The 18608-nt window shown below is 54.1% G+C and carries 11 protein-coding genes; 8 read left to right on the top strand and 3 right to left on the bottom strand.

Annotated elements, in window-relative coordinates:
* Nucleotides 1-115 precede the first annotated feature (115 nt).
* The 3 genes from NTX17_07690 to NTX17_07680 all read left to right on the top strand — a co-directional run bounded on the left by NTX17_07690 (nt 116) and on the right by NTX17_07680 (nt 5404).
* The gene (locus NTX17_07690; protein ID MCX5801250.1) at nt 116-3391 is read left to right on the top strand and encodes a T9SS type A sorting domain-containing protein; all 3276 of its coding nucleotides are present in this window, start codon (nt 116-118) and stop codon (nt 3389-3391) included.
* Between the two features lie 650 nt (nt 3392-4041).
* The gene (locus tag NTX17_07685; GenBank protein MCX5801249.1) at nt 4042-4923 is read left to right on the top strand and encodes a hypothetical protein; all 882 of its coding nucleotides are present in this window, start codon (nt 4042-4044) and stop codon (nt 4921-4923) included.
* A 157-nt stretch (nt 4924-5080) separates the two neighbouring features.
* A complete protein-coding gene (locus NTX17_07680; protein MCX5801248.1) occupies nt 5081-5404 on the top strand; it encodes a hypothetical protein in 324 nt (107 codons plus the stop codon).
* A 686-nt stretch (nt 5405-6090) separates the two neighbouring features.
* Here the strand turns inward: NTX17_07680 and NTX17_07675 are convergent.
* Nucleotides 6091-9849, bottom strand: a complete 3759-nt coding sequence (locus NTX17_07675; protein MCX5801247.1) for a T9SS type A sorting domain-containing protein — start codon at nt 9847-9849, stop codon at nt 6091-6093.
* Nucleotides 9850-10277: 428 nt separating this feature from the next.
* Nucleotides 10278-11051 carry a tyrosine-type recombinase/integrase gene (locus tag NTX17_07670; GenBank protein MCX5801246.1) on the bottom strand — a complete coding sequence of 258 codons (774 nt, stop codon included), beginning with the start codon at nt 11049-11051 and terminating at the stop codon, nt 10278-10280.
* Between the two features lie 178 nt (nt 11052-11229).
* Here NTX17_07670 and NTX17_07665 point away from each other — a divergent pair, with 178 nt between their 5' ends.
* The 4 genes from NTX17_07665 to NTX17_07650 all read left to right on the top strand — a co-directional run bounded on the left by NTX17_07665 (nt 11230) and on the right by NTX17_07650 (nt 15288).
* Nucleotides 11230-12150, top strand: coding sequence for a hypothetical protein (locus NTX17_07665; GenBank protein MCX5801245.1), 921 nt, complete (start codon nt 11230-11232; stop codon nt 12148-12150).
* Between the two features lie 462 nt (nt 12151-12612).
* Nucleotides 12613-12954, top strand: coding sequence for a hypothetical protein (locus NTX17_07660; protein ID MCX5801244.1), 342 nt, complete (start codon nt 12613-12615; stop codon nt 12952-12954).
* Nucleotides 12955-13586: 632 nt separating this feature from the next.
* A complete protein-coding gene (locus NTX17_07655; protein ID MCX5801243.1) occupies nt 13587-14525 on the top strand; it encodes a hypothetical protein in 939 nt (312 codons plus the stop codon).
* 70 nt (nt 14526-14595) lie between these two features.
* Complete coding sequence (locus tag NTX17_07650; GenBank protein MCX5801242.1) at nt 14596-15288, top strand: hypothetical protein; 693 nt, start codon at nt 14596-14598, stop codon at nt 15286-15288.
* 863 nt (nt 15289-16151) lie between these two features.
* Here the strand turns inward: NTX17_07650 and NTX17_07645 are convergent.
* On the bottom strand, nt 16152-16697 hold the full coding sequence (locus NTX17_07645) for an ArsR family transcriptional regulator (GenBank protein ID MCX5801241.1): 546 nt from the start codon (nt 16695-16697) through the stop codon (nt 16152-16154).
* Between the two features lie 420 nt (nt 16698-17117).
* Between NTX17_07645 and NTX17_07640 the strand changes: the two genes are divergently transcribed.
* A complete protein-coding gene (locus NTX17_07640; protein MCX5801240.1) occupies nt 17118-18083 on the top strand; it encodes an NAD-dependent epimerase/dehydratase family protein in 966 nt (321 codons plus the stop codon).
* Nucleotides 18084-18608 lie beyond the last annotated feature (525 nt).

Below are 18608 nucleotides of genomic sequence, written 5' to 3'. Positions count from 1 at the left end.
GTTTTCGCTTGAGTTGACGGTACTTTCGTGATATAGTCACTGCTGCATCAGGCGAAAGCAACTCGAGGGGTAATTCGCACGCCGGCTTCCGTATTAAGGTCTGAAGAGGTAGCGTATGGCAATGGTTAGAGCAAAGACTAGCTTGTGTTCACTCTTCCTCAGCGCAGTTGTAGCTGGGATGTTGTTCTTGGTTGTCTCAGTTCTGTGGGTGACTGCCGAAGGGGCAGCGTCGGCAACTGAACCGGCCCCGACCTTATCCGAAAAGCGCGATGGGGGTACAGTGCAGCTTCCCGGTAGTATGGATCCGATGGATGTAGTGCGGATGGTGGAGAGGAATAGGGTGCGCGTGGGGGGGAGGCACAGTGTGAGTGAATTGGATCGCGACTCATCAGCGGTCCTACATGGTGATGTTCACTACGAGCGCGACTACTTTGATTACGGTGGCGAGAGCTTTGCGGGTGCACCTGTCCGCGGTGCTCTGCCTTTGTCTGTTGACGGGAAGTCCCAGGCCGCGGGTCGTCTTGCGAGTGCTGATGAGGTTGGGTCGCCCTTTCTCATCGGCCGTGGAGAGCCCATGTATGGGCCTGCAGCGAATGATCAGTGCTACCCTGCAGTAGCTTTTGATGGGACAAACTATCTTGTGGTGTGGGAGGACGATCGCAGCGGCACGTATTCCGACATCTACGGGGCACGAGTGAGTGCAGGTGGTAGCGTGCTTGACACGACCGGTATAGCGATCTCGACCGCACCGATCGATCAGTTGAACCCTGCAGTAGCTTTTGATGGGACAAACTATCTTGTGGTGTGGATGGACAACCGCAGTCGCTCGTCCTGGGACATCTACGGTGCGCGTGTGAGTGTAGGTGGTAGTGTGCTTGATCCCGGAGGGATAGCCGTCGCAACAGGAACGACCAATCAATACAACCCTGCGATAGGTTTTGATGGGACAAACTGTCTTGTAGTGTGGATGGACTACGGCAGCGGCTCCGGTTATGACATCTACGGTGCGCGGGTGAGTACGAATGGTAGTGTGCTTGATCCGGGTAGCATAGCGATCTCTACTGCAGCGAACAGTCAGGAGTTCCCAGCGATAGCTTTTGATGGGACAGACTTTCTTGTGGTGTGGGAGGATGGTCGCAGCGGCACGTATTCTGACATCTACGGGGCGCGCGTGAGTGCGGGCGGCAGCGTGCTTGATCCGGGTGGCGTCGCGATCTCAACTGCAGCGTTGAATCAGTTCCGCCCTAGGATAGCATTTGATGGGACAAACTTTCTTGTGGTGTGGCATGACTCTCGTAATGGCCCGTACTATGACGTCTACGGTGTGCGCGTGAGTGCAGGTGGTAGTGTGCTTGACACGGCCGATATAGCGATCTCAACTGCTGCGATGGATCAGTTGTACCCTGCAATAGCTTTTGACGGGACAAACTATCTTGTGGTGTGGATGGACGACCGCAGTCGCACGTCCTGGGACAGCTACGGTGCGCGAGTGAGTACGGATGGTAGTGTGCTTGATCCCGGAGGGATAGCCGTCGCAACATCACCGGGCGATCAGTTCAGCCCTGCGATAGCCTTTGATGGGACAAATTTTCTTGTGGTGTGGCATGACTATCGCAGTGGCTCGAGAGACATCTACGGCACGCGCATGAGTGCGGGTGGTAGTGTGCTTGACGCGGCCGGTATAGCGATCTCGACTGCAGCGAACAATCAGTTCTACCCTGCGATAGCTTCTGATGGGACAGACTTTCTTGTGGTGTGGGAGGACAATCGTGGTCGCTCGTATGACATCTATGGTGCACGGGTGAGTGGGGGTGGAAGTGTGCTTGATCCGGGTGGCATAGCCATCTCAACTGGAGCGAGGACTGAGCGCGGGCCTGCAGTAGCTTTTGATGGGACAAGCTACCTTGTGGTGTGGCATGACTATCGCAGTGGCACGTACTCTGACATCTACGGTGCACGAGTAGGCACGGATGGTAGTGTGCTTGACCCGGGTGGCATAGCCATTTCGACTGCAACGAACTATCAGTTCAATCCTGCAGTAGCTTTTGATGGGACAAACTGTCTCGTGGTGTGGGAGGACTGGCGCAACTACTACAGCGGCTGGGACGATCCTGTTTACCCGGACATCTACGGTGCGCGAGTGAGCGTGGACGGTAGTGTGCTTGATCCCGGCGGCATCGCGATCTCGACTGGAGCGTACGAGAAGTGGTGCCCCGCGATAGCTTTTGATGGGACAAACTATCTTGTGGTGTGGGAGGACAATCGCAGTAGCGGGTACTCTGACATCTACGGTGCACGAGTGGGTATGGATGGTAGTGTGCTCGATCCGGATGGCATAGCCATCTCAACTGCAGCGCACATTCAGTACTTGCCTGCGGTAGCTTCTGATGGGACAGACTATCTTGTGGTGTGGGACGATCGGCGCAACGTGACTGAGTCCTATCCATTCCATGACATCTACGGTGCGCGGGTGAGTGCGGGCGGTAGTGTACTTGATACCGCCGGTATAGGGATCGCTACTGGAACGAACGACCAACGCCGACCTGCGATAGCTTTTGATGAGACAAACTATCTTGTGGTGTGGGAAGACTACTACAGCGGCAGTGGCTCCGGCTATGAGATCTACGGCGCGCGCGTGCTTCCTGCGGGGACTGTCCTCGACCCGGCAGGCTTCGCCATTTCCGCAGGGGCCTATGACCAGCTCCGTCCCGCTCTGGCTAGCGGGACTTCCTCCGGCATGATGATCTCCTACCAGTCATTTACGCCGGCTCCAACTTATGGTTCTTACCGTATCTGGGGTAACGCTTGGAATGGGCCGGTAGACATAGCCTTCGCCTCAGCCTCGGCAACAGCGGAACAGGGTCATGTCACACTCTCGTGGCAGATGGCGGTGGAGGCTGTGACCTCGAGCTTCCGCATAGAGCGTTCCGAGTCGCTCGAGGGAGAATTCTTGACGCTGGACCTGCCGATATCGATGAGCTCGGGATTTAAGTTCTCTTGCACCGATTGCTCGGTCCAACCGGGCAAGACCTATTGGTACAGGATTGTGTTAGTGGGTTCATCCTGGGAAGAAAGCTACGGACCGGTTGAAGTGCGTGTCGGCGCAGTACCGACTGCGTACCGCGCCCACCAGAGCTATCCCAATCCGTTCAATCCGCTGTGCACGATTGGCTATGACGTACCAAGAGCGGGAAAAGTGAGCCTTCAGGTATTCGATGTGACCGGCTCACTTGTGCGTATTCTTGTCAACGGCTGGCGCGAGCCCGGAGAATACAGTGAAGCGTGGAACGGCAGAGCCGACGACGGCAGCGCATCGCCATCAGGCGTCTACTTCTACCGACTCAAAGCCGGCGACTTCGTGGCCACGCGGAAAATGGTGCTGATGCGATAGCAGCTCGGGTGGGTGGTGGCTCACGAACCTGTGGTGCTGTTGTTTTGTGCGGAATCTGGAGAGGCCGGATGAACTGTCCGGCCTCGTTGCTTTGTGTGAAGCACATACCTGCTCGGGTAGGGGCCGAGCAGGTGATCTCACGCCATGCCGGAGGTCCGGTCCGAACTTGGGGCAAACGATGGGGGTTTATGTGAGGAGGTTGCAGCTGAGAAGGCCGAGGCTGTTCAGCTGCGTCTGAGTTGGGGCAAAATGAGTGAGTATATGCGAGAGTGCTGAAGCTTCAGGCAGATAGTACCTTGCAGGTTAGGATGGTTGAGGGATCTGATAGACGTCAGGCTCCTTCTTGCATTGTCGGCCTTGAAGATGATGGTCGAAGGCACAACAAACTATGCCACGATCAGCGCCGAACGCCGCTCATTTGTTACGAAGTTGTCACAATATGACGGTTGTTTCCGCTTGCCTCAGTGGTGTTTTGGTGATATCGTCCGTGGTTGCATCAGGCGAACTCAGCTGACGGTTTAGTTCAACGAGTGTTATTGGGAAAGCAAGACGTTATGAAGGCACTTATCTGGAAACGGCATAAGACGTAGTCGGGCTTTATATCATACGAACTACCTATTTGACGTCTAGTTAGCCGGAGGAGGACGGAGATGAACGGATCTAAAAAGATGGCACTGTTATTCGTGACGATGTTATTGCTGATTATAGCAGCAGGCGGCGTGCTGATATATTGGTTCAACACAAAGACAGGCGCTGACCCCGAAGTCATGATGGGGATAATGGTTGTTGTAGCTATTGCTACTCTGATGACCGTGCTATTCATTCTAGCTGCTGGTTTCAGTTCGATGAGGCTCGCTGATCCAAAGCAAGCGCTGGGTCTTCCCGAGGGGAGTATTCGTTCAATGATTGCCCTTGTCCTGATAATGGTGTTCATTATTTTCGGTATTTTTTTGTTCCGTAAGGTTTCGGTATCCAACATGAACTATTTGGGATTCGTGACAGACACTGCTGATGTCAGGATACCCGAGGACGAACCTGTATTATTCACGGCGCGCTACGAGAACAATGATAAGGGCGAGTCCACTAGGACTGGGTACTATGTCTACGTTCCAGAGCAGATAAGTGATGAGGGCAAACGATTGGCCCAGCAGCTCATAACCACCGTAGGGACGTTGGTTGTAGCCATCGCTAGTTTCTATTTTGGCAGTACTCTGCCGAGCAGCGCCGCAAAGAAGGAACGCGAGGAGGTTTCTGCAGCCCCGATGATCCAGGACATTACGCCTAGAGAAGGCGCACAGGGCAAAGAGCTTGGCCTCGAGATAGAGGGGACAGGGTTCAAGTCACCAAGAGCGGTTCGTTTGCTACGAGGTGGTGAAGCGATGGTGGGCACAGAGGTTTTATCCAACGCTACAAAGATTCAGTGCAAAGTGCTGATCGATAAAGAGCCAGGAGGCAAATGGGACATCAACGTAGAAAATGAAGATGGTACAACAGCGCGATTGGCTGCGGTTTTCGCCATCACACAAACGTAGAGATTAGCTTACGGTTAATGCTATTGAATTAGCAAGTGCAGTATCCGAGGCATTCAACAAGAAACTAACCGCAACCTCAACGCGGACTTGATACGCCGCTGGCGTGCAGTGTCAAGCCGGTTGGGCCGAACGTCAAATTGGAGAGGAGGAGATTTACATGCGCACGAATGACATGATCGTTGGACGCACGGGAGACTCTATTACCGGAACAGTCCTCGACAAGGCTTTTGATATTGCCACCGTTTTTGGCAACATCCCGGTGAGAACGAAAGACATAACGTGGGTTCATGTTATGAATCTACCACAATTCAGGCAAGATGAGATATGGCTCACGAATGATGATCGCCTTAGTGGAAAGATCAAGCAGGACCGTGTGATATTCAAGCTTGAGGACGGTAGGACATTAGAGATACCTAGGGAAGCCATTCATACCATCATTATTAATCAAGCCTGGGATGTTGGAGGCAAGAAACTCAGTTGACCCCAGTTAACAGCGGCATGCAGCGGCTGGACGTTGGCTGGGGTTATCGGACGCGCGGTGCTCGTCACCCATCCACCGACCTCTGATGTCGATCACCGGGTAGCCACTACCAGGCCAGTCTTGCTTTCCAAAAGGATGAGTACTCACCTTGTGTAACCGGTGCGTGCCAACTGAAACGTGGCTTCCACCAGCGATAACTCTGTTCATACCTGTACATCCTCTCCAATCGATTCCGTCACCTCGAATCCTCGGCTCTTGCGTGGTTTCTTTGAAGAACTCCAGCCCGACGTACATCTGAGCAGGGTCGCCTGCGTTCAAGCCGCAAAGCGCCCCTTCCCCTGCGCTTTCTGCCCAGCTTTCCCGCTGAAAGAATCTTTGCCTGAGCCTCACAATTAGCTTGCCATTTCTCGTCCCCAGAGCGTTCATGGACTTGGGCAGTCATTGTAACTGCTTGCACAAAAAGCTGTTAGAGGGGAGGTGAGAGACATTGCAAAGAAGGCGAAGAAGAGCAACGGGAAGGCGGCGGCGCCAAGCCAGCCGGAAGACTGCGCCGCGTAAGGGGCCGGGTCTCTGGCAATCCACAATGTTGTGACCATTCTCTTCGACCAGATACAGTCTTTGCTTGATGATGCAAGAGGGACCGGCACTCGACCAGCCCCTCGATTGTGTCTGGTTCGTAGGTCCAGTTACCTCAGCATCACCATCTTCCGGCTGGCCGCGAAGTCGCCTGCTTTGATCGAGCAGAAATAGACGCCGGAAGGCAGTGCCACGCCGTCATCCGCCCGCCCATCCCAGAGCACGCTGTACACGCCGGACTCTCGCCAAGAATCGATGAGGGTGCGAACCGGGCGACCCACGATATCGTATATCCGCACGACCACTCTCCCCGGCTTCGCGAGCGAGAACTTGATCTCGGTCACAGGATTGAACGGATTGGGGTAGTTCTGCGCCATCGCGGTTACAAGCGGTACGCCCGTGAGCCCCTTGTCTATGCCGACCACTCCCGTACACGTGTGTCCCACGTGGCACCCAAAGATGGCCGAATCCAGACTATCAACCAGACCATCACAGTTGAAGTCAGATCTGCAAGCGCTTGTCGATATGTCAGAAGAGAGAATAGCCGCGTCAAGAGCGTCTACAGTGCCATCGGCGTTTAGGTCCGGCGACAACCACAGTCTCGTGTCGTCGAAGAGTGGCATTTGGAAACATGTTACCCTCGTCCTGATGGAACAGCACTCAGTTTGATCACTTCTGTCCAAACCGGCAGGGATAACTAGGGTTGCCTCACCCGAATGGTCGGACCAAGCATAGACCTCTCGACAGAGCTTCATGTCACAACTGGAGTTGAAGGTCGCGGTGACGGGTAAAGACAAAGGCCGGCCAAACCGATTTCGGACGACCACATGAATGGAGCTTGTTTCCGAAGAAGCCGTTGGGCAGACAAACGCCTTATCGTCGTTCACAAGATTCTCCCATTGCACGGTGCAATAGGGGGGATACGGAATGTACGGGTCACATTCATTGCAAAGCAGATTGGGGGCGTAGTTGCCCCAACCCAACACGCTGGCAAACCAGCCAGTCAGCACGTTGTCGTTTCCGCAAGCAGGATAGCCGAGGGAACCGTCAGTCCTGACGAAGCAGTTGTCGTAACCCTCTACCAACGACTTGTAGTGTGTACCATCATTAGTCGCAACGTTGTTGCTGACTGCCGCGTACCTGGCCGTCGCAGACGAGTCGAACTTTCTCTCCTTAATACCAGTGTTGATGCTCGTGATGCAGTTGAACGTGTTCAAACACCCGTTCGAACGAGCCACAAACAACGTCGTGTCGGGCAACGAACCTGCCAACCCTCTGATGGGCAGACAGTAAGTGTAGTCATTCGTGTTCGACGCATAGTTGCTGGTCACGTACTGAGTGCCCAGAACGCTGTTCAGGAACGTCCTACTGGCAGTAGATTGGTTGTGCAACCATCTCGCAGCCGCATTACCACTCAACCAGAAGAACCTAGGAAAGTCATAGCATGAGTAACTGACCAACCAGCTGTTGATCAGGTCAACGTCCTGCTCATACATGCTGTGGTAGTACTGCGAACCCGCGTTCAACATGCAGTGAGTGTAGCCCCGGAGCTGCTCTGGCGTCGCGCCAGGACCCCAGTTGTACTTGTAAGTCCCAGGCCCACCAATCTGGCCGGTGTTAGCCGCCCAACGAGCAATACCATTCCTCAAGTCACTCGTAGGACCCAGCTTGTTGAACATGTCGTACTCGTAATCGTTGGCTGCCAGGTGCTGAGCAATTCTGTCAGAGTTCCTCAGACCCCAGTTGCCTCTCTGACCAAAATGATCTGCAACTATCAAGCACGGCCACTCCACGCCACCCTCACCGACGTCCCTCATCATCGGCAGAATCTCAAACTCCTCCGAAACTCCACCAGTCGTGTCAGGTAGCAAGAACCAGTAGCTCGATCCCGTGTAACGAGCCTTGAGGAAATATTCAACCCTCGTACCAGGCACAAACAAGTTGTTCGGAAGTATCTCCGTACCTTCCGCCAAACCGTTCGCAAGCCTGATAGGATCGCTCTCGTGGAAGCAGGTCATCCAGATGCCGGGAACACTACGGGTCTCCGTGCCGGAGAGAGCGGTAATCGCAGCCGTATCCATCCTGGCCTCTTGCCATGCACCAGTAGTCGCTGTCGGGAACCACGTGGTGAAGAACGCGTTGGTGGTAGGCTGCAGCGGGCTTACCTTCGCCATACGGAAGGTCAACCACACCTGCATGTCATCCGCACCACCACGGCACACCATCGTGTCGCCAAAGACCGGCGGATTGAGGTCACCCAAATAACTCGCTATTCTCGTGTCAGCAGTGCTCGCCGGGTTAAGCGTTCCATCTTCTGAGAATTGATCCTGGAAATAATCCAGCTCTCTCATGCTGATGTACGGAGCAACGTCGGACCCGTACAAACCAAACGACATATTGTCAAAGTACGGCGTCGCGTTACAAGTGTACGAACAGTCTCCGTATCCCCACGGATCCTCATCGCAAAGGTTGATAACGCCGTATGCAATCTGTGCCTTCTCCGCTGTCGGCGGTATCAACGTCGATACGTCGTAGGTCAACGGACGACACGCTGCTGTCTCACTCGTGTAGTAAACGTAACCGTCGCTCAACCAGCCACTCCATCCACCTGACTCGGACGCAGGCGCATACCTGCACTCGTAGTAGAAGAAGATGTACATGACGAGCGGCGAATACCCAAACCTCTCACAGCTGAACAGCTTGCCAGGCAGACCAGGATGCGCCGAAAAATCAATCACCGGCGAATACGCATAGTTGTCCTGACGGAGCGGATGCGCGTACGAAAGGTTGTTCTCATCGTAAAACACCAACACACTGTCCGCCATCTCGCACCACGATGGGCCAATCCAGGTGTAGCAAACATCCTGGCTCAATAGAACGGGCAGATCGTTGACGTGCGTCACGTGAGCATAGTCGCCGCAACCGGCATAGTAATGCTCCCACCCAGTCGGCAAACTACCGTCAGCGACGGACTCAAAGTCCTCGCTTTCCACAGGCGTCGAGTTGATGGTGAGCACATAGTTGTCGATCTCCAGACCACCACACTCGGTTGGATAGTGGCCATCCTCGTCCGAGTACCCATCGTCCGAGTCAAACTTGAACGCGATGCGGAAATTGACCGGTGGAGACAACCCCGCCATGTACGAAGCAACGTCTATGCTGTCCGTACCGTTCACCACGTCGTCGTACGTGCCCAAGGTGTAGTAGTCGGTCCACGTAGCGGCGTCGCTGTCATAACTCTGTAATATTACATAGCTGTAGTCATGACCAGCCTCAGTCTCGTTATGGTATGCATAAGCAAGAGTGATCGTATCGTCAGCATTGTAGGCGTAAGTCGGTGTGACAACGATCTGGTACATGTCGTTGGCGTAGCCAGTGCCAGAGACATCACTGAAATAGAGATCGACACATTGTTGGTTTGTCATACCGCAGAACAGAGACTTGTAGCCGGCAATCACGCAATCCCCAATGTTGTAATAGGGATCGGTGCTCGTGCTGCTCGCAACGTGCATGTAGTCTTCCACCTGATCCGTTCGGTCCACGCCGCGCCAGCCGTCCATATTGAGGCCGCTGTGCGGAGTGCCGTTAAAACCGCTGGGGCTCCACGACCACATCTTCCGGTTCGCCCAGCCAGCAGCACTAGGCGCGGCAGCGAGAGTATCACCACCGGATATGACCGTTCCACCATAGTAGAACGTGTCCGTACCCTGCATGGCCGCGTTCACGCCGTACACGCGACCTACCGGAAGCATACTGGTTCCATCGTCGATGATGGGCACCCGTCTCTCGATCTCCTTGGCTCCAGCAACAGCCGCTGTCATCGTAATCCCGACGAGCAGGATGAGAAGACCCACTAGCTTTTGTCTCATCGGCACACCTCCTACTACCAAGGGAAATCCATGGCTCCCGACCCGAAGCAAACCTCGACCGAGACACTCGGGAATCAGTCGAGATGAGCTCGTCCACCTCCAACCAGACAGAAAAGCCCCACCGCAAACCCGGCAGGGCTCAACCTCCTCTGCAGACGCACGAATCGTGCAGGGCCACGAAACATTGGTGCATCCGCCATTATCAAAGTCAGAGATCCGATGTGCTGAGTCACTTTCAATTGACTCACGGCCGTACTATATCACCAGAGTATCGCTAACACAAGCGAAAATCACTATCACATATCTACTCCATCTCAAGAGGCGAATATCTCTCAGTCACCTGGCGCGACCAGCCCCGTTAAGCCCAGCTTCGTATAGTGCCGATTATGGGATGCTGGAACTGGCAAAGAAAACAGCCCCTCTGAGTGTCACATGTTTGCAAGCGCCTTTCTGAGTGCGTTGTCCTCGACCTTGACGTAAATTTCGGTGGTTGTGATGTGCCTGTGTCCGAGGGCACGCTGTACCAAATGCAGGTCGCCAGTCTTAGAGTACAGTCTTGCGGCAAAGGTGCGACGCAGCGAGTGAACTGAGAGTGGCTTTGTGATGCCAGTCACTTCAAGCCAGTGGCGAAGCCTCAGCTGGACCTGGCGTGGCCCAAGCCTGCCGCCGTTGCGGGAACGGAAGAGCGGACGTCCATCGCCTGTAGCCGAAGCATCGATGTGCTGCCTGAGCAGTCGGCAGAGTTGCTGGTTAAGGAACACGGTTTCCTCCCGTCCGCCTTTTGCTCTGATTGTGATGGTCCCTTGAGCGATGTTGACGTCACTGGCGTTCAGGCCGACGAGCGAGCCGAGCCTGATGCCGGTGCCGAGAAGGAGCGAGAACGTCGCGTGGTCTCTTTTGGCAATGGCGCTGTCAGAGTTGGCAATTGTGCCGAGCAATCTCTTCGCTTCGTCGATAGACAAGTAGCTTGGTATTCTCCTGTCAGTCGGCGTCGAACGGATGAGCCTTGCCGGATTGTCGCTGAGATAACCAGCATCATTGAGGAAGCGGAAGAAGACTCGCAAGGCTGTCTTGGTCCGGTTGACAGTGAGGACCGAACGGTACTCGCCGATTGCGTGGCTATAGCGCGCGACGTCGTCTTCGCTTGCGTTAGCGATACTTTGGTGATATGTTGTCCTGAGGTAGTCATCCAGAAACGGCATAAGCCGTCGTTGGACAGCCAAATGTAGATCAGGGGATTACAATGGACAGGATTCATTCAACCTGCCATAGAAAGACTCAGCGCTGTCATTCACCCCCGTGGGAGAGCCCTCGAATCTGTTCTCTACGTCATCCTTCCGAGATGCAGGCATGCTTGTGCAGATATAAAGGGGGTTTGGAATGTCAGGCAAAACTTGGAGCAACTCATTTGGACCTTCAGGCTTTCCTGCGATAAGGATCGCCTTCTTCTTGCTCCTCCTGGTTTCATTCGCTTCGGTGCTTGGATGTGCTCATCCACAGGCGCAAATCAACGAGGGGATGCGACCCGAAAGAGAACCCGATACAACTATAACCTTTCAGTCGGCTGTGTCTACTCGTGTCATGGTTGGGTCCTCTGCCACTACCGCAGCTACTATCGATCTTCGGGTGTTGCAGCATCATGCGCAGGAAAGGCAATACGCGATAATTCGTAGCTCACCACACGCTCTGCGATTTGCTTTGGATCGCGAGTACCAAGCCATTGTCGAAGATACGGGAAACGTCCTTGTTGTATGCCGCTCGCAAATAGCGACTCTTGGTGACAAAGATGTGCTTGAGACAAAACTGGAGCGAGTGCTGCAACTGATATCGGATATTCGTCCAGATTTTCCTACAACAGAACCAGGGAGGACATATCCGTCTCTTGCCTTTGCGAAGACGCTTTATGAAAATGCAGAATACTACACCGGCGATTTCAGATATCAGTCTGTTATTCTTACGTCGAGAGGGCAAGGCGTTATCCTTCAAATACCTATTAACACGAGAGTAGAGAACGCAAGGGTCGCATACATTAATGGTCCGGGCTGTGTAGGTTCTAGGGTGTTGGTGCGTGGAGTTAATTACGAATATCCATATCTCCGCAAACCCGGCGGGAGCGTTTCATTGGACTTGGCTGCCGGACAACATAGCCTTGAATGGGCAGCCTGCCCAGGGCAATACTTCAGGCTTGAGTTCATCACGCGAGGGAAAGGCAATATAGATCTTGGCGGCGTTGGCGCTGCGAACTGCAAAATAATATGGTCGCGGAATATCGCCGAAGCGTCTTTGGCAAATTGGCATTGATCAATAACGAAGTCCAAAATGCGCAGCAGGTGGATGCATCTTGGAAAGCGAAGTGAGCGTCTAACGGTGTGGCCGTGTTACAGCTCCGCGTGGAGAGCCTAAACCAGACTACTCGCTTCCTATGAGTTCGTCTGTTATACGGGTAAGGCACTGCCGCCGAGGAGGACTGCGGACTGTCGGTGATCTGCAACCCGCGAACTGATAATGGGCTTGGAGTGCTCGGGATTCCTGCGAACTCTCTTGACCTTCGGCACGTGATGAAGTAATCGGCGGCTGTGTCAGCGGTCACTTAAGACCGGCCACGGAGAAGCCGCTCAACCGGCCGGCGGATATCCGTGGGGGTTCTTCAAGATGAGCGTCGCGGTAGACGATCGTTGTCCCAGCCGGGCGGAAAAGGGGACGCTGTTTCTATCGACAGACGACCTAGGTTTTTGCACAAGATTTGGAAGAGGAGTGCTTGGTATGCTCGAAAAGACGTTATCGAAATGCCGAACGATACTCGCGAACCGGAGGCGTCGAGCCGTTTTGGCGGGGGTGCTGCTGCTGATCGTCGTTTCTGTCTGCGCGTTCTGGTATCAACCCCGTCAATCGCGCCTGCGATACGAACGGGCGGGGGATCGGTACTTCGCGTTCGGTGAGCTGGATTCCGCGGTGGCCTCCTACGAGAGGGCGATGAAATACGGGAATCTCTCAGAGTCTGCGGACGTCATGTACAGACTGGCTTTGACGTTTCGTGAAGATACGACGGTCATGAAGGAGTACTACGACCTCGGGGACTCGATTGGCCCCAAGCTACGCGAATAGCGTGCTCCATGTCGTGCGCGATCACGCCATCTTGCTGCTGGCGACGGGTGGTGCTGGGTGTAGTTTGTGTTCGAGGGCCGCCGATAGGGCATGGGGTAAGGTAGAGCGACCAGATGTGCCACAGTGAGGGCCTACAGGTACTCGCCGTTTCCGAGGTTCTAAGCCAGCAGGCGTTTTCGCTTACCTTAGCGATACTTTGGTGATATAGTGCGCGGTACATGATTTGAGAACAGTAATTGACCGTGTGTTCCACTCGTTGCCATTCACCTTTGTGTGAAGCATTCTTCGCAGCAACCTTCAGAGTCAGTGGCTTTGCTCACAATTAGTAGCCTGATTCAAATCGTAGCTGCGGCTAACTGAAAGTGAGCGTTGATACGCAAGTCAATTGAGGACACTGCAACCCATGTCACAATTCTTCAACCGAGGACGGTTGGTATACTGTTCTCTGTTGGCAGGATCGCATCCTGTCTGCCTGAGTGAAGGTTGCATACTGTAAGGAGGTGGTTGATTCTCGGCGATGCGGTTTTGCCATATACAGAAGAACCGACAGACTTATTTTGAACGTAGCGGCCGGCGATCTCGGGTCCGGGAAAGAGTTATGTCGTTCAGTAGAACAAGGAAGGAGACCAACAATGACCGGGAGATTCGTGTACTTCTTCATGCTGGGCATCATGCTAGTGCTTTCATGCTCCACCGAGGCGAAGAGTCAGGCACTTGCTCAAGTGCCTACCGCTTCCTCAGCCAGTCATCCTGTGGAAGGCTATCGGCCAAGGCAGTCGATGGCAGCTGTGGCGGTAAAAGTCGGAGCCATTAGCTACTACACAATGAGACAGATCCAGGGGTGGGCTCGAGACAAAAACAAGAATGTGCTCCTTCAGGATTCCTGTCTGATATGGCCATCGGTTGGAGCTAGGGGGGATAGCGCGATCGTCAATCTGGCAGGAGCATTGAGAATCTATGCCTTTGCTCCAATCGGGAGAATAGCTGACATAGATGCTTTCTACTCATCCTATTCCACAGTGTACGCAGACATCAAAGGAGGAAGCGGTGGTACTTTCCCGCCGTGCGACGAAGAAGGATGCTGGGACTCAAATTCTGTAGTGTTTGATGCCAGAAGCAATATCTACAAGAGGATCGTTATCAATGAGTTCGCCCTCTCCTACACTTTGAATATTCCGGAGTGTCGAGTTCGTGAAGCACGGTGGAGGGTCAATGCACGATATAGTTTTGCCCCGTACGATCGTCCAGTGAATTTCAATTTTGGCGACACTTGCGTGCGTGAATTCAAACAGACGTTTCAAGGTGAATGTGCCAACGCCCCTTGCACTCAGGCAATCGACATTACTTCCTATTGTCGCTTTGGTTCTTGGCCACTGAGGATCAGTAGTCCACACGGCACACTGAGGATGCACGGCCCCTTAGAAGGTCAACGTGGACCGCAGATGAAAATGGTCCTCGAGTTTCTATTGTCCAACCCTTGTGAAAGCAACTTTGTTGTTACGGATGCACAAGGGAGGGCTGTATCAGAATCTTCATCAAACAGGCTGTTCGTCAGCAACTCGCGGCAATAAGCGGTGTTTGAATACTAGCGGGCGAGTAAGCTAGATTCGCACCAGTTACCGCCTCGACGCAGGCGACTTCGTGGCCACGCGGAAGATGGCGCTTTTTGCGTTAAACGCTGGCTTCGCAGCTGTGAATGCGGTGCACAGTGGTGGGAATGGCATCCACGAGAATCAAAAGGAGGCTGTGATGTTCAGATGGTTCTTAATAGCAGGGGTTCTGTGTTCGCTCCTCTTTCCACGTACGGCAGTTTTTGGACAGGCTAAGAGGGAAGTCGCCCCAAGAGAGCCTGCAACGAGGATGGAAGCCTTCCTCGCCAAGAAAGGCAATCTGATTGTCAAGGACTCTTATTCTCTCGGAGAGGTCAGCGGATTGGGCAAGATTGCATTCGATGCATTGATTGTGGATCAACCCGGTGTGGAAGCTCAGAGCTTGAGAGGCCTGCATGTTGAAATCACAGAAGCTGGGAGTTATGAACACTCAGATGTTTCCTTCTTGGACTTGGATGAGCTTGAAAGGCTCTCCGCTGCCATTACATATATGACAAACTTAGCGAGCGAATGGGAAGGAACTTCTAGGGATCCTTACACAGAAGTTATGTACTGCACTAAGGGCGGTTTTACCATAGGCTTCTACCATAGCGGAACGAACCAAGGAGCGTTTGCGCGTAGCGGCTATGTCAGCCAGACCACTATGTCGATGACAGTTGACGATCTTTCATATCCCTTGCAGACAATAATAGATGAAGGCTTGACCCTTCTGAAGAAGAAGTAAGTGCCGGACGCATGACTATAGCACTATGACTCTGTGTGCTGTGAACGCGGTGCACAGTGGTGGGAACGGTGTTCACGCTCACGACGCTGGAGGGCCGCAGTCTCGCGCCACTGCAATTCTAGATAGACAGCAAGTGAGGCAGTTGGGACGAGGCGTTTTGGGAATGAAACTGTGATGTACTGCAAGGATAAGTTGGTGCAATATGTTACACAGTTCCGGATACTACATGTTGGGCGCTAGCAGACCACACAGGCCTTAGGTGACGTCCCCCCCGAAAACTGGTCCAGTTGAGGCCTCGATTTTGAGGTGGGTCTGGGCCCTACGTTGCCATGCCGGAGGTCCGTATCGTCAACGTACCGACACTGAGGAGAGTGTGGGTTAGGAGCGTGCGTTTTTGAGGCCCCCGGGAGCGTGGGAGGCAGGAGCGATCCGGCAGCGTCCTTTTACTTGCCTTTCATCAATTCCGGGTGTTTTGCCTGAAGCCAGTCCCGGACATCTTGCCGCATTCGGTTAGCAAGAGTAATCATCTCCTTGGCTTCTCGCTCGGACACCGCACCTGCTCGGTCGTAGGCAGATACGTTTCTCTTCTTCCGGAACTGATCCAGCTGGAGGACCAAACTCGGATCAGCACCGATCGTGTAAACCAATGACTGAATGACGCGATAGTGATGTGAATCTCGTGCGGCTCTGTAGCCTGCAGCGGCCAGTGCGGCAGTGGCGACCTGCAACGCGGCGTTGTATGCAATGGTCAGCAGCCAGTCCGACTCAGGCCGAGCGCTCGGCAGTTTGCCAGGTCGCGATCAGCTAGGCCGAGTAGATTGGCTATCTCCTCGGGGCTCGTCTTGTGTTCAACAAGCCAGCCGTTATCTAGCCACTCTCGCAAGGTCACGTTCATCTCCTATAATAAAGAGCTTCTCCCCATTGGTGACACTACGCAAGAAGTGGTTGTGCTGAGAGAGCTTTCGTCGGAATTCGGCGCGAGAGTAGACGGAAGGATTGATCTCTCGCCCCAAGGTCTCCTGCAAAGGACCCAGCAGAGACACGATGTCGCCGAACGACACATTACCCACGATAAGGATGTCCACGTCACTACTGTTGCGCTCCTTCGCTGACGCCATCGAACCATACACAAAAGCAATCTTGATCTTGGAAACCAGAGGCTCAAGAGCGCATCTCAGGAAATCCCCTAGGCCCGCCGTCTTCACCACGATGGAACGCAATTCCTGAAAAATGGGACATTGCCGATTCGCTTGGTAGTAAACCTGCCTTCCACGAGCAATTCGCGTCACGATGCCGCCGCGAGTGAGCTGCGTAAGCTCTCGCTGGACTGCTCCCTGGCCGACTCCGGCAATGCGCACAATCTGTCGGATGTAGTAGAGTTGGTCAACATGAGTGAAAAGCAAAGACAAGAGCGCTCGTCGGGCTTTTCCGAAGAGGACTGCAGAGAGACTGTCGATTGCCGTTGTTGTACCCATTTCGGGTACGAACGTACCCGTTTTGGGTACGCGCGTCAAGCACTTTGAGTGACGCGTGTCGTGCCGATCTGGCAGTCCTGATTGCGAGTTTGCCGGAGGTCCGGTCCGAACTTGGGGCAAACGATGGGGTTTCATGTGAGGAGGTTGCAGCTGAGAAGGTCGAGGATTGCCAAGCTCAGGTTTGGTGGTACCGCACCGGTGTGATATAATGCCGCACTGTCAGCCTAGTTGCAACGTCTGCCAAAACAGAAGCGTTGGAATTAGTGTTGTGAGGTGAAGTGAGAGCTATGTTCTCTCTGCGTCGAGAGCTTGCATACTGCGAGATTCCGCAGGAGGTGACACACGAAGATATTTGTGACGGGCGGAACGGGCTTCATGGGAACCCACGTGGTCAGGCACTGCGTAGGGAAGGGACACGAGTTGCGCTGCCTAGCGCGGCCATCGAGCAACACGAGCGTTCTAGAGGAACTTGGCGTTCGGATCGTCCGCGGGGACATCACCGACAGGGCATCTCTATTCAAAGGCATGACGGGCTGTGATTGCGTAATCAATGCAGCGGCCGCTTACTCTTTCTGGACGGCCAACCCTCGAGACTACAGAAATGTCAACGTTGGCGGTACCCGGAATGTCATGGAGAGCGCACTCGAAGCCGGCGTTTCCAAGGTGGTTCACGTAAGCTCCGTTGCTGTTTACGGGAAGCCGGCGAAGAGCCCTGTGACCGAAGACACGGCAGTTGGGCCTGTTCGGTCTAGCGAGTATGCCCGGACCAAGTTCGATGGCGACATCGTTGCTTGGCATCTTCGCGAAAAGAAAGGACTTCCGCTCGTGGTGGTCTATCCTGGTGCGGTTCTAGGGCCTGGAGATCAGAAGCCCTCTGGTCAGTACGTTCAGGACTTGATTCATCGCCGAATGCCCGCGACGGTTCTGCGTAGTGCGTCGTTCCCCTTTGTTCACGTGGCCGATGTTGCAGAAGCAATCACAAGAGCTGCGGAGAAGCGGGATAACATGGGAGAGAGGTACCTGCTGGTCAGTGAGAACCTGACCTTTGGTGAGATCAACGCGATGATTAGCGAGATCTCCGGCGTGCCGCTGCCAAAACTGAGCCTTCCGGACGCGCTCGCTGTTGCAATGGCGGGTCTTCTGACAACGTTGTCTAGGTTGACCAAGAAGCCGCCCGCCTGGGGAATGTCCCTCGATCAGATTAGGACAATGAAAGAAGCTCCCCTAGTCGACGGTAGTAAGGCCGAGAGGGAACTGGGAATTCGATACGCACCGATTCGCCGTGCGCTCGAGGAAGCCATTGAATCCTATGGAGAATGATTCAGCGTCAGTGTCGTAGCCAAGCGCACGCCCCTCTTGCCATGCAGGCTGCAGACGAGGGGGGCCAAGGTTGCTGTAGCGAGGGGCCGGTCACACTCCGGTCCCTCTTGCTATTTTGCCCGAGGGTTCTGTATGGAGGATGGTCTGCCGAGGCACACTGTGCACGGGAGATTAAACCCACGCAGTGGAAAAGTCCAAGCTTGCCGGAGGTCCGGTCCGAACTTGGGGCAAACGATGGGGGTGTATGCTAAGCGGGTAGAGCTGAGAAGGCCGAGACCGCACTACGGTGCTAAGCCTGTAACGGTGTCGCGCAGTTAACAATTACTCGCTTTGAGGGGTCTGACATAGGTCGGACCCTTGCCATTTGATCCTAGAGCGCTTCACGGGCGTTTTCGCTTGCGTTGGCGATACTTTGGTGATATGATGCGCGGTGCATCAGGCGAATGCAGCTGATAGGTGGCTTTACCTATGCTGCTGGATTCAGTCACCGCGTCAGATCATCTAGTTGAGGATAATTCAAGTTAG

The sequence above is a fragment of the Candidatus Eisenbacteria bacterium genome (assembly GCA_026388185.1).
Lineage (GTDB): Bacteria > Eisenbacteria > RBG-16-71-46 > JAFGJU01 > JAFGJU01 > JAPLKG01.
This window is presented reverse-complemented; position numbering and strand designations above follow the sequence as displayed.

Bases quoted from the DNA above. Each gene is read 5' to 3' on its own strand.
- NTX17_07690 (MCX5801250.1), top strand. From the start codon at position 116: ATGGCAATGGTTAGAGCAAAGACTAGCTTGTGTTCACTCTTCCTCAGC.
- NTX17_07685 (MCX5801249.1), top strand. From the start codon at position 4,042: ATGAACGGATCTAAAAAGATGGCACTGTTATTCGTGACGATGTTATTG.
- NTX17_07680 (MCX5801248.1), top strand. From the start codon at position 5,081: ATGCGCACGAATGACATGATCGTTGGACGCACGGGAGACTCTATTACC.
- NTX17_07675 (MCX5801247.1), bottom strand. From the start codon at position 9,849: ATGAGACAAAAGCTAGTGGGTCTTCTCATCCTGCTCGTCGGGATTACG.
- NTX17_07670 (MCX5801246.1), bottom strand. From the start codon at position 11,051: ATGCCGTTTCTGGATGACTACCTCAGGACAACATATCACCAAAGTATC.
- NTX17_07665 (MCX5801245.1), top strand. From the start codon at position 11,230: ATGTCAGGCAAAACTTGGAGCAACTCATTTGGACCTTCAGGCTTTCCT.
- NTX17_07660 (MCX5801244.1), top strand. From the start codon at position 12,613: ATGCTCGAAAAGACGTTATCGAAATGCCGAACGATACTCGCGAACCGG.
- NTX17_07655 (MCX5801243.1), top strand. From the start codon at position 13,587: ATGACCGGGAGATTCGTGTACTTCTTCATGCTGGGCATCATGCTAGTG.